At 65.6% G+C, this 15608-nt stretch carries 14 protein-coding genes and 1 pseudogene; 8 read left to right on the forward strand and 7 right to left on the reverse strand.

From position 1 onward, the window contains the following. The first annotated feature begins 2 nt into the window (after positions 1 to 2). Both P9255_RS24980 and P9255_RS24985 read left to right on the forward strand, forming a co-directional pair. On the forward strand, positions 3 to 911 hold the full coding sequence (locus tag P9255_RS24980) for a DUF3800 domain-containing protein (protein ID WP_309765059.1): 909 nt from the start codon (positions 3 to 5) through the stop codon (positions 909 to 911). A gap of 41 nt (positions 912 to 952) precedes the next feature. Next, positions 953 to 1387: a universal stress protein gene (locus P9255_RS24985; protein WP_250451246.1), complete on the forward strand. Its 435-nt coding sequence runs from the start codon at positions 953 to 955 to the stop codon at positions 1385 to 1387. Positions 1388 to 1477: 90 nt separating this feature from the next. Here P9255_RS24985 and aceA read toward each other — a convergent pair whose 3' ends face one another. The 3 genes from aceA to P9255_RS25000 all read right to left on the reverse strand — a co-directional run bounded on the left by aceA (position 1478) and on the right by P9255_RS25000 (position 5527). After that, positions 1478 to 2785 carry an isocitrate lyase gene (gene aceA / locus P9255_RS24990; protein WP_309765058.1) on the reverse strand — a complete coding sequence of 436 codons (1308 nt, stop codon included), beginning with the start codon at positions 2783 to 2785 and terminating at the stop codon, positions 1478 to 1480. 403 nt (positions 2786 to 3188) lie between these two features. Continuing rightward, the gene (locus tag P9255_RS24995) at positions 3189 to 4823 is read right to left on the reverse strand and encodes a DEAD/DEAH box helicase (protein ID WP_309765057.1); all 1635 of its coding nucleotides are present in this window, start codon (positions 4821 to 4823) and stop codon (positions 3189 to 3191) included. Positions 4824 to 5257: 434 nt separating this feature from the next. Beyond that, positions 5258 to 5527 carry an acyl-CoA-binding protein gene (locus tag P9255_RS25000; RefSeq protein WP_309765056.1) on the reverse strand — a complete coding sequence of 90 codons (270 nt, stop codon included), beginning with the start codon at positions 5525 to 5527 and terminating at the stop codon, positions 5258 to 5260. 144 nt (positions 5528 to 5671) lie between these two features. On the opposite strand from P9255_RS25000, the gene tsaB reads away from it, so the two are divergent. Genes tsaB through P9255_RS25020 form a run of 4 tightly spaced genes read left to right on the forward strand, consistent with a single transcriptional unit; the run spans position 5672 to position 9039 of the window. Beyond that, the gene (gene tsaB / locus P9255_RS25005) at positions 5672 to 6490 is read left to right on the forward strand and encodes a tRNA (adenosine(37)-N6)-threonylcarbamoyltransferase complex dimerization subunit type 1 TsaB (protein WP_309790592.1); all 819 of its coding nucleotides are present in this window, start codon (positions 5672 to 5674) and stop codon (positions 6488 to 6490) included. Next, entirely contained in the window at positions 6487 to 6978 is a 492-nt protein-coding gene (rimI, locus tag P9255_RS25010) for a ribosomal protein S18-alanine N-acetyltransferase (protein WP_309765054.1), read from the forward strand. The genes tsaB and rimI overlap by 4 nt, the downstream gene beginning before the upstream one ends. Then, the gene (locus P9255_RS25015; RefSeq protein ID WP_309765053.1) at positions 6965 to 8083 is read left to right on the forward strand and encodes a uracil-DNA glycosylase family protein; all 1119 of its coding nucleotides are present in this window, start codon (positions 6965 to 6967) and stop codon (positions 8081 to 8083) included. The genes rimI and P9255_RS25015 overlap by 14 nt, the downstream gene beginning before the upstream one ends. Next, complete coding sequence (locus P9255_RS25020; RefSeq protein ID WP_309790593.1) at positions 8083 to 9039, forward strand: DUF1853 family protein; 957 nt, start codon at positions 8083 to 8085, stop codon at positions 9037 to 9039. Before P9255_RS25015 ends, P9255_RS25020 begins: the two co-directional genes overlap by 1 nt. 18 nt (positions 9040 to 9057) lie before the next feature. Here P9255_RS25020 and thiD read toward each other — a convergent pair whose 3' ends face one another. The 4 genes from thiD to lplT are packed head-to-tail and all read right to left on the reverse strand — an operon-like array spanning position 9058 to position 12685. Next, positions 9058 to 9870, reverse strand: coding sequence for a bifunctional hydroxymethylpyrimidine kinase/phosphomethylpyrimidine kinase (gene thiD / locus P9255_RS25025; RefSeq protein ID WP_309765051.1), 813 nt, complete (start codon positions 9868 to 9870; stop codon positions 9058 to 9060). Positions 9871 to 9878: 8 nt separating this feature from the next. Beyond that, positions 9879 to 10526, reverse strand: a complete 648-nt coding sequence (gene thiE / locus P9255_RS25030; RefSeq protein ID WP_309790594.1) for a thiamine phosphate synthase — start codon at positions 10524 to 10526, stop codon at positions 9879 to 9881. A 1-nt stretch (position 10527) separates the two neighbouring features. Then, positions 10528 to 11343, reverse strand: coding sequence for a hydroxyethylthiazole kinase (gene thiM / locus P9255_RS25035; RefSeq protein ID WP_309790595.1), 816 nt, complete (start codon positions 11341 to 11343; stop codon positions 10528 to 10530). 34 nt (positions 11344 to 11377) lie between these two features. Beyond that, positions 11378 to 12685 (reverse strand): lysophospholipid transporter LplT, encoded by a 1308-nt coding sequence (gene lplT, locus P9255_RS25040; RefSeq protein WP_309765048.1) that lies wholly within the window; start codon positions 12683 to 12685, stop codon positions 11378 to 11380. A 305-nt stretch (positions 12686 to 12990) separates the two neighbouring features. On the opposite strand from lplT, the pseudogene alr reads away from it, so the two are divergent. Together alr and radA are read left to right on the forward strand one after the other, a co-directional pair. Next, positions 12991 to 14062 (forward strand): annotated as a pseudogene (gene alr, locus P9255_RS25045) (alanine racemase). A gap of 49 nt (positions 14063 to 14111) precedes the next feature. After that, on the forward strand, positions 14112 to 15500 hold the full coding sequence (gene radA, locus P9255_RS25050; RefSeq protein WP_309765046.1) for a DNA repair protein RadA: 1389 nt from the start codon (positions 14112 to 14114) through the stop codon (positions 15498 to 15500). Positions 15501 to 15608 lie beyond the last annotated feature (108 nt).

Below are 15608 nucleotides of genomic sequence, written 5' to 3' on the forward strand. Positions count from 1 at the left end.
AGTTGATCGGGGCCGGTCTTCTGATACACTTGCTTCTGAGGCGGGAGTGTCGACCATTAATCGATGCGCCTGGGCGATTGTTCCACCCGTCTTACCTATCTCGGAACGGGCTACCTGCAGGTGGCCCGTTTCTGTTTCAGCGTCCTTGCTACGGATTCCTATGCATCTGCTCTATCTTGACGAATCGGGTTCGGCTGCTGATCCGCAGCATCGATATTTCGTTCTCGCCGGCGTCTGCGCATTCGAGCGGGACGACACACTGGATCGAGCAAAAGCTCAACGCCATCGCGGAGCGCTTCGAGCCGATGAACACTCATTTGCTCGAGCTCCACGGCTCACCGATGCGTTCAGGGCGTGACGGCTGGAAGCGCTTTCCCTTGCGCGACCGCGTTCAGGCGATGAAAGACGCGCTCAATGACGGCATCGAGGCGCAGTCTCCTGCCAATGTCCGGCTCTTCGGAGCGATCATCAGCAAAGCATCGCTCCAAAAGCAGGACGCGGTCGAACTAGCGTTCGAACAACTCGCCAATCGCTTCGATTTGTTTCTGCTCCGCCGTTATCGCAAGCATGGCGACGCCCAGCGGGGGCTGATCCTGTTCGACAAGTCGTCGACGGAGCGGCGCGTGCAGACGCTGGCGCGCGATTTCAAGTACATCGGCCACACGTACGGCAAGACGCGCAACTATGCCGAAGTGCCGGTGTTTCTCGACTCCCGCTCTTCGCGCCTGATTCAACTCGCCGATCTCGTCGCCTTCGCGCTCTTTCGCTCTCACGAATACGACGACCACCAGTTCTACGACATCATCAAGCACCGTTTCGACAGCGACGGCGGTGTCGCGCACGGCCTTTACCTGTTTCCCGATGCCGCACCTGCCAGCGCATCGGAAGCTGTCGCGGAATGCGCTGCCTGACTACAATTGAAGCGTGCCCCGACGTTCCGAAGGAGGACGCCATGTTCAAGCACATCCTCGTGCCGACCGACGGCTCGGAGTTGTCGCAAAAGGCCATCGACGGCGCGATCGATCTCGCGCAATCCGTCGGCGCGCGCATCACCGCCTACGCGTGCCTGCCTCAGTATCCATACTCGCCATTCGCCGATGTCGCCGTCGAGCCGCCCGACGACTTCCACGCGCGCGCTGAACGCGAAGCGCGGGACCACCTGCGCGCCGTCGAACGCGCGGCCGAAGGCGCCGGCGTGCCGTGCGCAAGCGTCACGAGCATCGAAGCGGCGCCGTACATCGGCATCATCGACGCGGCGGAGCAGAACGGCTGCGACGTTATCCTGATGGCTTCGCACGGCCGGCGCGGGCTCGGAAGCCTGCTGATAGGCAGCGAGACGCAGCGCGTGCTCACGCACACCAAGATTCCCGTCATCGTGTACCGGTGATGTTTCGAGCGGCGGCCGCGACGCACCTCGTACTGCCGCGTCACAGCCGCCGCTGTTTTCACCGCTCTCCCTGATTCAACCTGCAGTCGCTTATGCGACTTTCTTGTCGAAGAACTGCTCGTCTTCCGTCGATCCATGCAGCGCGGTGGTCGATGCTTCGCGCTCGACCGTCTGCGTGACCGCGTCGAAGTAGCCGGTGCCCACTTCGCGCTGATGCTTCACCGCCGTGAAACCCTTGTCGGCGGCGGCGAACTCGGCCTGCTGCAATTCGACGAACGCGCTCATCTGCGTGCGGGCATAGCCATGCGCCAGATTGAACATCGCGTAATTGAGCGCGTGGAAGCCCGCGAGCGTGATGAACTGGAACTTGTAGCCCATCGCGCCGAGTTCGCGCTGGAACTTGGCGATGGTCGCGTCGTCGAGATTCTTCTTCCAGTTGAACGAAGGCGAGCAGTTGTACGACAGCAGCTTGCCGGGGAACTCCTTGTGGATCGCTTCGGCGAACTGCTTCGCGTATTCGAGGTCGGGCTTGCCGGTTTCGCACCACACCAGATCGGCGTAGGGCGCGTAGGCGAGACCGCGCGATACCGCCTGGTCGATCCCGGGCCGCGTCCGATAAAAGCCTTCCACCGTGCGCTCGCCCGTGAGGAAGGGCTTGTCGTTGTCGTCGATATCGGACGTCACGAGATCCGCCGCTTCGGCATCGGTGCGCGCGACGAGCAGCGTCGGGGTGCCGCACACGTCCGCAGCGAGACGCGCGGCGACCAGCTTCGCGACGTTCTCGCGCGTCGGCACGAGCACCTTGCCGCCCATGTGGCCGCACTTCTTGACCGACGCCAGTTGATCCTCGAAGTGCACGCCCGCGGCACCGGCTTCGATCATGGCCTTCATCAGTTCGAACGCGTTCAGCACGCCGCCGAATCCCGCTTCCGCATCGGCGACGATCGGCGCGAAATAATCGACATAGCCTTCATCGCCCGGATTCTTGCCTTCGGACCATTGAATCTGATCGGCGCGCGTGAAGGTATTGTTGATGCGCTTCACAACGAGCGGCACCGAGTTCGCCGGATACAACGACTGGTCCGGATACATTTCGCCCGCGATGTTGGCGTCGCCGGCGACCTGCCAGCCGGACAGGTAGATGGCCTTGAGGCCGGCCTTGACCTGCTGCATCGCCTGATTGCCCGTCAGAGCACCGAGCGCGTTGACGAACGGCTCGTGGTGAATCAGCGACCACAGCTTTTCCGCACCGCGACGCGCAAGCGTGTGCTCGACCGGCACCGAGCCGCGCAGACGCACGACGTCCTCGGCGGAATAACCGCGCTTGATGCCTTTCCAGCGCGGATCGGTTTCCCATTGCTGATGGAGTTGCTGAGCTTGTTGCTGACGGGAGGTCATGGCGTTTCTCCTTTAGATTGGCTGTACGACGAACTGGTATCGATGCTTCGCGCGATTCGAGCAGTCAGGCGCCGCACTTGGCGGCCCGCATTTGCTCAACTCTTATATAAGAGTCTAAGCGCGCGCGACGATACGGAACAGCGTTGCCTGGAGAAATCGAACGAGAAAATAGCACTGTCGAAACAGCAACTTACGGCTCAGATTTTGCATTGAGAAACGGCTTTTCCCATCCTGCAAGATTTACGGTTGTGCCGCGCAGCAAGGCTTTTGCGAAACAAAAAGCCGTTGCGCATCGTGAAATATGGCGACGGACGAAAAAAAACCGATGCGCGAGGCATCGGTTTCTTCTTGCAGCGCCAGGCGGCGTGTGACGCCACCTGCTATTGCTTCACGCGATCAGCGCTTAATTGCCACGACGCGGTGCGCGCGGGCCGTCGTTCCGGCGCGCGCTGTAGCCGTCGCGCTGGCCGTAGCCGCCATCACGATTGCCGCCGCGATAACCGCCTTCACGATCGCCGGCTCCGCTGCTCGCGCCGCGATAGCCGCCGTCACGATAGCCGCCTTCGCGCGAACCCGTGCTCGGCTTGTTGCCGTAACCGCTGGCGTTGCCCGCACCGTAGCCCCGGCCACCGCCGTTGCTGCTGCCGCTGCCGAAACGGCGCCCGCCGTTACCGCCACCCGGACGGCCACGACCGCCAAAGCCGGTTTTCGGCGGCGACTTGCGCGGTTCGAAACCGACGACGACGTTCACCGGCAGCGGCGCGCGCACGAAGCGCTCGATCCGCTTCAGCGCACCGGTCTCGGCGTGATGCACGAGGCTCACCGCCGTGCCGCTGCGTCCCGCGCGGCCCGTACGGCCGATGCGGTGCACGTAGTCTTCCGCGAACTTCGGCAGATCGTAGTTGAAGACGTGCGTGATGCCGGGGATGTCGATACCCCGCGCGGCGACATCCGTTGCCACCAGCACGCGCACGCGACGCTCGCGCAGCGCGCGAATCGTGCGGTTACGCGCGCCTTGCGGCAGATCGCCGTGCAGCGCGGCCGATTCGAAACCGGCATCGGCGAGACGATTGGCGATCAGATCGGCGTCGCTCTTCGTCGCGGTGAACACGATGGCCTGATCGAGGCCGGCATCGCGCAAGAGGTGATCGAGCAGGCGATCCTTGTGATCCCGGTCATCGACGTAATGCACGGTCTGCGCGATGTTGCTGCGCGCTTCGAGCTTCTGCACGATCTCGATGCGCTCCGGGTCGTTGAGCAGACGGCCCGTGAGGGACGCGATCTTGCCGTCGATGGTCGCCGAGAAAAGCAGCGTTTGACGCGTGGCCGGCGTAGCGGCGACGATCGTCTCGATGTCTTCGATGAAGCCCATGTCCAGCATGCGGTCGGCTTCGTCGAGCACGAGCATGTTGAGGTTCGACAGGTCGATGCGGCCGCGTTCCAGATGGTCGATCAGACGGCCCGGCGTCGCCACCAGGATTTCCGGGTTCTTCGCGAGCAGCATCAATTGCTGACCGTAGGCGACGCCGCCCAGAATGCTGACCGTGCGCAGACGGCGCAGGTGACGGCCGTACGTGGTCGCGGCGGCGGAAACCTGCATTGCGAGTTCGCGCGTCGGCGTGAGCACGAGCAGTTGCGGGCGTGCAACCGGCTGCGGACGGCGGCCGGGACGCGCGTTCGGATCGCGCGGCTGACGCGGTTGTTGCGCCTGGAGCTTTTCGAGTTGCGCGAACTTTTCGATGGCCGGCAGCATGAACGCCGCGGTCTTGCCGGAGCCGGTCGGGCTCGAAACGAGCAGGTCGCGGCCGGCGAGCGCGGCGGGAATCGCGCGCTGCTGCACGGGCGTCGGCGACTGATAGCCGGCGGCGGTCAGGGCGGTGACGATGTCGGCGGAAAGGCCGAGGGATTCGAAGGTCGGGCCGGCGGGCGCTTCGACGGCCGGGGCTGCGGTTGCTGCGGCTGCATCCACGATGGGCGCGATGCCGAGCGTCTGTGCTGCGATGTTGTCCAACGGGCTAGGGGTGATACTCGAAGTCATGTCGATCCTTGAAACGGAAGATAAGGCGTCGGCGCCAATCGGCATACCCAAGTCGTTGGATTCAGCGAGCGAAGAAACAGCGAGCAAATCGAAAAACGGGGGCAACTCGCGCAACGGAAAGGCGAGTAATGTTGTTAGAAGCTGTATCGGATACGGCAGGCTCGGGGAGCACTGACGTCAGCCTGATGCATGACGGGCCGCGGAACAAACAGCGCGCAAACTGCGCTACGGCCTAGCAGGGAAGGGACAGTTTCTAAACTGGATTGGAGCGAAACGCTACGAAGCGGCTTCCTGTGTGCCGCATGCTTTATGCATGCAGCTCACAGTCACGCTGCTTGAACAGCAGTATATCGGAATTTGCTGCACCGCGCCACATGTTGACGCATTCCCGCGCCATCGGCGGGCATCGACGGCGCGAATTCAGAAATATCGCGTCAGCTCGCGTCGCCGCGCTTCAGGGATTCGACTAGCTCGACGTAGTGCTGCTTGGCCGTATCGGCGGGCGTGCCCTTCAGGGCGGACCACGCTTCATACTTGTATTTCCCGGCGATGTCGGTGAAACCGGGCTTTTCGCCTTGCACGTCGCCGACGCTCGCCTGCTTGAAAAGCGCGTAAAGACGCAGCAGCGTGAGATTGCCGGGACGCTCGGGCAATTCCTTTACGTCGATCTGAGCCTGGGCGAATTGCTGGTCGATGTCGGTCATGCGTCGGGTCCTTTGCATCGTGATTGGCCGACGATCTTAGCAAGCGATACGCGCTGCGCCTGTCGAGGCTTTCCTCGAATCGCCGATGCGCCGCCCGCAAGCATCGTGCAAAAGCATGGCCCGTCCCGCATTACAATGTCGGCCATGACCCGCACCATCCTGCTCGCCCTCGATACCTCGACGGAATTCTGTTCCGTCGCGCTGCTGCTCGACGATCCCGCCGCGCAACATCCCTGCCGATCCGCGCCGCATTACGAAAGCGGCGCCACGCGCGTGTGGTTCCGCCACGAAGCGACCGGCGCGGTATCGAGCACGCGCCTGTTGCCCGCCGTGCGGGAGTTGCTCGATGAAGCCGGCCTCGACCTGTCCGATTGCAGTGCGATCGCCTTCGGCGCAGGGCCGGGCTCGTTCACGGGCCTTCGCACCGCCACAGGCGTCGCACAGGGCCTCGCGTTCGGACTGAACGTGCCGGTAGCGCCGGTGAGCACGCTGCTCGCGTGCGCGGAAGCCGCGCGCTTGCGCGACCCTTTGCTGCCGCCGCGTGTGCTCGCCACGCTCGATGCGCGGATGGACGAGGTGTACTGGGCGGACTACGAATTGCACGCCGATGCCGCGGGCGCCGACTGGCGCATCGTGCATCCGGCATCGCTCGATGCGCCCGCCGCGCTGCCGCTTCCCGATGCGCCTTTCGCGCTTGCGGGCAATGCGGCCGAAGCCTTCGGCGACCGCCTGCCGGCGCTCGCGGCGGCTGCGCATGTCGACACGAACGCGCTGCCTCACGCGTTGCCGGTCGCGCTGCTGGCTTTGCGCGCGCTGCGCGCCGGGCGTGCAGTCGCGCCGGAACTGGCCGCGCCCGACTACGTGCGCAACAAGGTCGCACAGACGACGGCCGAGCGGATGGAGGCACGCGCCGCCGCAGGCAAGGGAGACGCCGGCGCGGCCCGCGAGGAGGCGCTGCGGTGAGCGGCGTGCTGCTCGCGGATCGGTATCTCACGCCGATGACCGAAGCGGATCTCGACGAAGTCGCCGCCGTCGAGAGGCTCGCGTATGAATTTCCGTGGAGCCGCGGCAATTTTCAGGATTCGTTGCGCAACGGTTACTACGGCGTATGTCTTCGTCATGTGACGGGCACGCTCATCGGCTATTGCGTGCTGATGCCGGTCGTCGACGAAATGCATTTGCTGAATCTGTGCGTCGCGCCGGCGGCCCAGCGCGCGGGCGCAGGGCTGACGCTGCTGCGCGAGGCGGTGCGCATCGCGCACGCCGAAAAGCTGGACGGGATGCTGCTCGAAGTGCGGCCGTCGAATCCGCGTGCGATTCAGCTTTACGAACGCTTCGGCTTCACGGCCATCGGGCGGCGCAAGAATTACTATCCCGCGCGGCATCGGTCGCGCGAGGACGCAATCGTCATGCGTCTTTCGTTCAAGGAGAATGCGCATGGCGCTCGATGAACTGCTGGTCGAGGAATTGGGATTCGGACCGGTGTGGGTGCGGCGGCGTACGGGCGCGTCGGTTTCGGCGCCGCGCGAAACGTCGCCTGAGCCGGCGAGCGAGCAAAGCGAAGCGGTCACGCGTTCGTCGCGCGTATCGGCGGATGCCGGCGGCTCGCACGCGGAGGCCTCGCCACCGGTGGACGCAGGCGGCTTCGAGCGAACGCCATCGACGCTCGCAGACGTTCCCGCGCAAACGGCGGCCGGGCAGCGGGCGCCGGTGCAATCAGTGCGATCGGCGGATACGCACGGCGTCGATTCGCCGGCGAGCCGGTCCGCGAACGAGCCTCCCGTCGACCGGCCCGCCGACGAAGCCGCGCCGCGATCATCCGGTTCGAAGCAACCGGAAGCCGCGCCGCAAGACTTCGATGCGCCGCCCTTCGAAGCCTACGACGACCTTCCCTGGACCGACGACGCGCCGTCTTTCGCGCCGCCCGCTGCGCCCGAACCCGCCGACGACGTTCGTACCCTCGACTGGACTACGCTCGCCGACCGCGTCTCGACGTGTGAAAGGTGCCGCCTATGCGAGCGCCGCACGAACGCGGTCTTCGGCGTCGGCGACCGCGAGGCCGACTGGATGCTCATCGGCGAAGCGCCCGGCGAAAACGAAGACAAGCAGGGCGAGCCGTTCGTCGGACAGGCGGGCAAGCTGCTCGACAACATGCTGCGCTCGCTCGCGTTGTCGCGTGAATCGAATGTCTATATCGCCAACGTCATCAAATGCCGGCCGCCCGGCAACCGCAATCCCGAAGCCGACGAAGTCGCGCGTTGCGAGCCGTATCTGCAACGTCAGGTCGAACTCGTGAAGCCGAAAGTGATCGTCGCGCTGGGGCGTTTCGCCGCGCAGAGCCTCCTGAAGAGCGATGGCAGCATCGCGTCGCTGCGCGGGCGGGTGCATGAGTATCGCGGGGTGCCGGTCGTCGTCACGTATCACCCGGCGTATCTGCTGCGCAGCTTGCCGGACAAGGCGAAGGCATGGGCCGATCTGTGCCTCGCGCGCAAGACGTATCAGGACGCGCTCGCCGCGCTCGGCGTGCAACCGGGAGCCGGGAAGGGCGCGCGTTGATGAGCGGGCTGTCGCGTCTCGTCGATCGATTCGAGGACGCGACGGTGCGTGACCTGGCGTGGCTGCTTTTTGCCCCCGATCTGCTGCGCGCCGGGGAAGCCGGCGCTGAACTCGCTCAGCCGTTCGCATCGCCGGCAGACCGCGATGCGACGCTCGAATGGCTGCAGGCGCTCGACGCCGCCCCCGATGCGCTGCACGTCCGCTCACGCAATCCCAGGTTGACGCGCCTCGGCATCTATGCCGAGAGCCTGCTCGAGTTTTTCCTGGCGCACGGTCCCGCCGCGCGCCTGATCGCGGCGAACGTGCCGCTGAGAAGGCAGCGGCGCACCATTGGCGAATGCGATTTCCTGCTCCAGACGGCGGGCGGCGCGCGGCTGCATTGGGAACTGGCCGTGAAGTTCTACCTGCATATCGGCGATGGCGCGACACGGACGGCCCGGCTTTCCGATTACGTCGGGCCGAATCTGCAGGACCGCTTCGACCTCAAGTACGCGCGGCTGCTTACTCATCAGCTCGGGCTGACCTCGCGCGCGGAATTCGCGGCGCTCGGGCTCGGCGGGCCGTGGGACGCGCAGTTGTTCATCAAGGGCCGGCTTTTCTACCACGACGACACCGTGCTCCCCGCGCCCGAAGTCGGCGCGCGGCACGTGCGCGGCTGGTGGCTGACGGCGTCGGAATGGCGTGCCCGTCACGACGCAATCGACGATGCGCGCGCCTGGGTCGTGCAGCCGCGCCTTGCCTGGCTTGCCTCGCGCCGCCTGCGCGCCGGTGACGCCGGATCGCTGATAGCCGAATCCGCCGCGATCCACACGCGCTTGCAAGCGGCTGACGCGCCGACGATGGTGGCGTCCTACATCCGCGACGGCGCGGGCGGCTGGACGGAGGAATCGCGCGGCTTCATCGTGCCGGACGACTGGCCGGAGCGGGCGAGGGCGTTCGCGGCGTCGGCGCTGTGAGCGCCATCGGCCCGGCGCTCACCACCATCGATAGAAATGGTGGACCGGGCCCACGCCATGTCCCACGTCGAGCCGCGCGCTCGCCTCGATCGCGCCGGTGAGATAGCGCTTCGCCTCGGCGGTCGCGCTCGCCAGATCATCGGTCTGCGGGATCAGCGCGGCGATCGCCGACGAGAGCGTGCATCCCGTCCCGTGCGTGTTCTTCAACGCGACGCGCGCGCCGGAAAGCCGCAGCGCGCCCGAAGCCTCGATCAGCCAGTCGGGGCTGTCGGAAGACGTGAGATGCCCGCCCTTCATCAGCACCGCACGCGCGCCGGCGGCGAGCAATGCTTCGCCCTGGCGCACCATCGCGTCTTCATCGGTCGCTGCTTCGACGCTGAGCAAGGCCGCCGCTTCCGGCAGATTCGGCGTGACGAGCGTCGCGAGGGGCAGCAGTTCGTCGCGCAGCGCGGCGACGGCTTCCGGCGCGAGCAGCGCGTGATTGCTCTTCGAAATCATCACGGTGTCGAGCACGACATGCATCGGACGATGCCGCCGCAACGCATCCGCCACCGCGCGGACGATGCCCGCGTTCGCCAGCATGCCGATCTTTACCGCATCGATGCGGATGTCGTCGAACACGGCGTCGAGCTGGGCCGTGACGAAGCCGGGATCGGGCGCATGGACCGCCGTCACGCCGCGCGTGTTCTGCGCGGTCAGCGCCGTGATGACGCTCGCGCCGTATGCGCCGAGCGCCGAGAACGCTTTGAGGTCGGCCTGAATGCCCGCGCCGCCGCCCGAGTCGGAGCCGGCGATGGTGAGCGCGTTGGGAATGCGTTTCGTCGAAGTCATCGGAAGAATCAGGTTCGTGCGCGGGTGATCGTCGCGCGCAATGCCGCGGCGGCTTCGCGCGGATTCGCCGCCTTGCAGATCGCGGATACGACAGCAAGGCCAGCCGGTTTCGCCCGCATCACGTCGGCGGCGTTGCGCGCCTGAATGCCGCCGATCGCGACGGTCGGAAAGCGCGCTTCACGGCACATTTCGGCGAGGCCGCCGATGCCGCACGGCGCGGAAGCGTCGGTTTTCGTGGGGGTCGCGTACACCGGTCCCGCACCGAGATAATCGACCACGCCCTGCAATTGGTTCGCGTGCGCGACTTCCGCCAGATTCGATACCGACAGGCCGATCAGCGCGCCGGGTCCCATCAGCCGCCGCGCGACGTCCGCCGGCAGATCGCGCTGGCCGATGTGCACGCCATCCGCACCGGCGGCAAGCGCGACGTTGACGTGATCATCGATGACGAGCGGAACGCCGTGCGCGCGCGTCAGCGGCAAGAGGTCGAGCGCGAGCGAGAGCCACGCGCGCTTGTGCCACTGCGGCGCGCGCAACTGCACGACCGTTGCGCCGCCTTCCAGCGCCGCGCGCGCGACGTCGAGCGCCGCCCCGTGACCGCCGCATTGCACCGGATCGAGCACCAGATAAAGCGAAAGATCGAAGGAATGCCGCATGTCATGAAAGCGCGACGTCGCGCTGTACGAGCGTCGTGTCGAACGCGTGCGCGTCCAGCGACGCGAGGCGATCCAGATACGCTACCGCAAAGCTGCCGGGCAACGCCGCGTCGCGGGCGGCGAGTTCCCCGGCCACGGTCGAATAGGCAATGGCCGCGACCGTCGCGATGAAATGCTCGTCGCGCGTGCGTGCCACGCCCGCGAATGCGGCGACCGTCGCGGACAGGGCGCAGCCGACGCCGGTCACGCGCGTCATCAGCGGCGAGCCGTTCGACAGCCCGGTCACGCGGCGGCCATCGGTGATGTAGTCGGTCTCGCCCGTCACGGCGACGACCGCCTGCGTGTTCAGCGCGAGGATTTGCGCGGCTTCCAGCGCCGCATCGGTCGCGGCGGTGCTGTCCACGCCGCGCGCGCTCGCCGTTCCGCCCGACAGGCTGATGATTTCCGACGCGTTGCCGCGAATCACCGCCGGCTTCGCATCGAGCAATTCGAGCGCGAACTCCGTGCGAAACGCGAGCGGCCCCACGGCGACGGGATCGAGCACCCACGGCTTGCCGGCGCCGTTGGCGGCGTTGACGGCGGCGCGGATCGCGCGCGACTGCGGCACATCGAGCGTGCCGAGGTTCACCGAGAGCGCATTGGCGACCGGTGCGAATTCGGCGACTTCCTCGCGCGCGACGACCATCGCCGGTGCGGCGCCCACGGCCAGCAGCACGTTCGCGGTGAAGTTCGTGACGACGAGGTTCGTCAGGCAATGCACGAGCGGCGCGGTATCGCGCACGCGCGTGACGAACGAGAAGAGATCGGCTGATTGCATGATGAGTAAAGACTAGCCGACGGCGCGCGAGCGGTCAGTGCCGCGCCTCGCCGATCAGCGCGACGGAATCGAACGCGCGCTGATTCGCCTGATGACGGCGCATGACGAAGTACATCATCAGACACACGAACGAGCCGAACATCACGATGACGAACTGGATCGGCATGTCGAGCCACACGAGCACCGCGTACAGGCACAGCATCACCAGCACCGACAGATTCTCGTTGAAGTTCTGCACGGCGATCGAGTGTCCGGCCGAGAGCAGCACGTGTCCGCGATGCTGCAGCAGCGCGTTCATCGGCACGACGAAGAAGCCCGACAGTCCGCCGACGATCATCAGGAACAGATACGCGACGAGCAGATAGCCGGGGAAGTGCATCTTGCCGAAGTAGATGCCCCAGTGCGCCGGAAACAGATGCCGCGTGTAGAACGCCATGAGCATGACGGCGAGGCCCATCATGATGCCGACCGGCAGCACCGACAGCGAGCGCTTGAGCGGCACGCGCGCCGCCGCGAGCACCGCGCCCGCCGCCACGCCGACCGCGATCACCGCCTGCAGGATGGCCGCCTGCGAGAGCGTCATGCCGAGCGACACTTCCGCCCATTTGAGCACGATGAACTGCAGCGTCGCGCCCGCGCCCCAGAAGAGCGTCGTGACGGCAAGCGAAATCTGGCCCAGCTTGTCGCGCCAGAGCGTGAGGAAGCAGTCGGCGAAATCCGTGATGAGCTTTATCGGCCGCGTTTCCTGCTTCGGATAGCGCGCGCCGGTATCGGGAATGCGCAGATTGAAGATGGCGGCGATCACGTACATCAGCATGATTACGAGCATCGCGGCTTCGGCGGGCGTGGTGATACGCGGGATATGCAGACTCAGCAGGTGACTCGCGATATGCGGACTGATGAGCGCGCCGCCCATGACCGTGCCGAGGATGATCGAGCCGACCGTCGTGCCTTCGATCCACCCGTTCGCCGCCACGAGCCGGTCGGGCGGCAGGAGTTCGGTGAGAATGCCGTACTTCGCGGGCGAATAGGCCGCCGCGCCGAAGCCGACGATGCCATACGCGAGCAGTGGATGCGCGCCGAACAGCATCGTGATGCAGCCGACGACCTTGATGGTATTGGTCACGAACATCACATGACCCTTGGGCCGCGAGTCCGCGAAAGCGCCGACGAATGCCGCGAGGATCACATAGGACAGCACGAAGAACAGCTTCAGCAGCGGCGTCATCCAGTTCGGCGCGTGAAGGTCTTTCAGCAGTGCGATGGCAGCGATCAGTAGTGCGTTATCGGCCAGCGATGAGAAAAACTGCGCGGCCATGATGGTGTAAAAACCTTTTTTCATCTGATCCGAAGCTTTCCTCACTGCGGGTGATCCGCCCCGGACGCTGCTCGTGCTGCTGTCATGCGTTCGGGCTTATGCCGTTCGAAATGGGTTGTGCGCAGGGCTTTATAACACGAAAATAGGCGCATTCTGACTAGCGGTAATCTCGATCGCGCGCGAACCGCCTGATCCGTCAAGGCGCCCGCGCCCGGGATTTTTTATAAGGTCCTGATTCACAAGGCGTCTTGATCGACGAAGCGGCCGCTCGCTTCGCTGGCGTATGCTTCTCGTCTTTCCGCCCGAACCGTGATTCCACCCAAACGCTCATGCCGCGCCCCCTTTCAGCAACCATTCACACGCCTGCACTCGCCAACAACCTCGCCGTCGCGCGCAAATTCGCGCCGAAATCCAAGATCTGGGCTGTCGTCAAGGCCAATGCGTATGGCCACGGACTCGCGCGAGCGTTCCCCGGACTTCGCGCAACGGACGGCTTTGGCCTTCTGGACCTCGAAGAGGCGGCAAAGTTGCGGGAACTGGGATGGGCAGGACCGATTCTTCTGCTGGAAGGCTTCTTCAGGCCGACGGACATCGATGTCATCGACCGCTACAGCCTGACCACGGCCGTCCATTGCGACGAACAGCTGCGCATGCTGGAGATGGCGCGCCTGTCGAAGCCGGTCAACATTCAGCTGAAGATGAATAGCGGCATGAACCGGCTCGGCTACACGCCGGAGCGTTTTCGCGCCGCCTGGGAGCGGGCGCGCGCCTGCCAGGGCATCGGCCAGATCACGCTGATGACCCATTTTTCCGATGCCGACAGCGAGCGCGGCATCGCGCATCAACTGGAGGCGTTCGAGCGCGGTGCGGAAGGTATCGCGGGGGCGCGCAGCCTGTCCAATTCGGCGGCGGTGATGTGGCATCCGTCCGCGCACTTCGACTGGGTGCGGCCCGGCATCATGCTGTATGGCGCGTCGCCGTCGGGTGTGACGGCCGATATCGCCGGGACCGGCCTCAAGCCCGCCATGACGCTTTCGTCCGAACTCATCGCCGTGCAGACGGTGCAGCCGGGCCAGAGCGTCGGGTACGGCTCGACGTTTCGCGCGGAGAAGGGGATGCGTATCGGCGTGGTGGCGTGCGGCTATGCGGACGGTTATCCGCGGATCGCGGCAGAAGGCACGCCGGTGATCGTTCGACGGCGTGATGACGAAGCTCGTCGGCCGCGTGTCGATGGACATGCTCACCGTCGATCTGACGCCGTGCCCGAACGCGGGCATCGGCTCGCGCGTCGAGTTGTGGGGAACCAACCTGCCGATCGACGATGTCGCGCGCGCGTGCGGCACCATCGGCTACGAGCTGATGTGCGCGATCGCGCAGCGCGTGCCGGTGCGGGCCGAGTAAGCAGCGCCGGTGGGCGCGGGAACGAATCGAATCTCTGACAAGGCAATACGTGGCGAAAGCAGCAAAGGCGAAAACGCTCTTCATCTGTAGCGAGTGCGGCGGGCAGGCGCCGAAGTGGACAGGGCAGTGCGCGGCGTGCGGAGCGTGGAACACGCTGGTGGAATCAGTGGAGCAGGCGCCGTCGGCGCATCGCTTCCAGGCGCTCGCGAAGAGTTCGGCGGTGCAGCGTCTCGCCGACATCGAAGCGTCGGACGTGCCGCGCTTCACGACTGGCGTCGGCGAGTTCGATCGCGTGCTCGGCGGCGGGCTGGTGCCCGGCGGCGTGGTGCTGATCGGCGGCGATCCGGGCATCGGCAAATCGACGCTGCTGCTGCAGTCGCTCGCTGAAATCGCGCGCGAGCGTCCGGCGCTCTACGTGAGCGGCGAGGAGTCCGGTGCGCAGATCGCGTTGCGCGCGCAGCGGCTCGGGTTGATCGGCGGAAACGACAGCGCCGTGGCCGATCTGAGCCTGCTCGCCGAGATTCAGCTCGAAAAGATTCAGGCGACCATCGATGAACAGCGTCCCGAAGTCGCCGTCATCGACTCCATTCAGACCATTTACTCCGAAGCGCTGACGTCCGCGCCCGGCTCGGTCGCGCAGGTGCGCGAATGCGCGGCTCAATTGACGCGCATCGCGAAGCAGACGGGGACGTCGATCATCATGGTCGGACACGTCACGAAGGAGGGCAGTCTCGCTGGCCCGCGCGTGCTGGAGCATATCGTTGACACGGTGCTGTACTTCGAAGGCGATACCCACTCGTCGTTCCGGCTCGTGCGCGCGTTCAAGAACCGCTTCGGCGCGGTCAACGAGCTCGGCGTATTCGCGATGACGGAGAAAGGGCTGCGCGGCGTCGCGAATCCGTCGGCGCTTTTCCTGTCGCAGCACGAGCAGAGCGTCGCGGGTTCGTGCGTGCTCGTGACGCAGGAAGGGTCGCGGCCGCTGCTCGTCGAAGTGCAGGCGCTCGTCGATACCGCGCACGTGCCCAATCCGCGGCGGCTCGCAGTCGGCCTCGAACAGAACCGGCTCGCGCTGCTGCTGGCGGTGCTGCATCGGCATGCGGGTATTGCGTGCTTCGATCAGGACGTGTTTCTCAATGCAGTGGGCGGCGTCAAGATCACGGAACCCGCCGCCGACCTCGCCGTGCTGCTCGCGATTCATTCGTCCATGCGCAACAAGCCGCTGCCGAAGGGTCTCATCACGTTCGGCGAAGTCGGGCTCGCGGGCGAAATCCGCCCATCGCCGCGCGGGCAGGATCGCCTGAAGGAAGCGGCCAAGCTCGGCTTCTCCGTCGCGCTGATTCCGAAGGCGAACGCGCCCAAGCAGGCGATCGACGGACTGAAGGTCATCGCCGTGGATCGCATCGAGGAAGCGATCGACCGCGTGCGCGACCTCGAGTAACGCGCCGACGGATCGGCGCCGGCGTAACGAGCCGTAAAAAACCCCTCATCGCGTGTAACCCAAGGCGGGTTTCGTTTGCCTATGCTCTTCTGGCCAGGGACCCGGCAG

Source organism: Caballeronia sp. LZ019, from assembly GCF_031450825.1.
Taxonomy (GTDB): domain Bacteria; phylum Pseudomonadota; class Gammaproteobacteria; order Burkholderiales; family Burkholderiaceae; genus Caballeronia.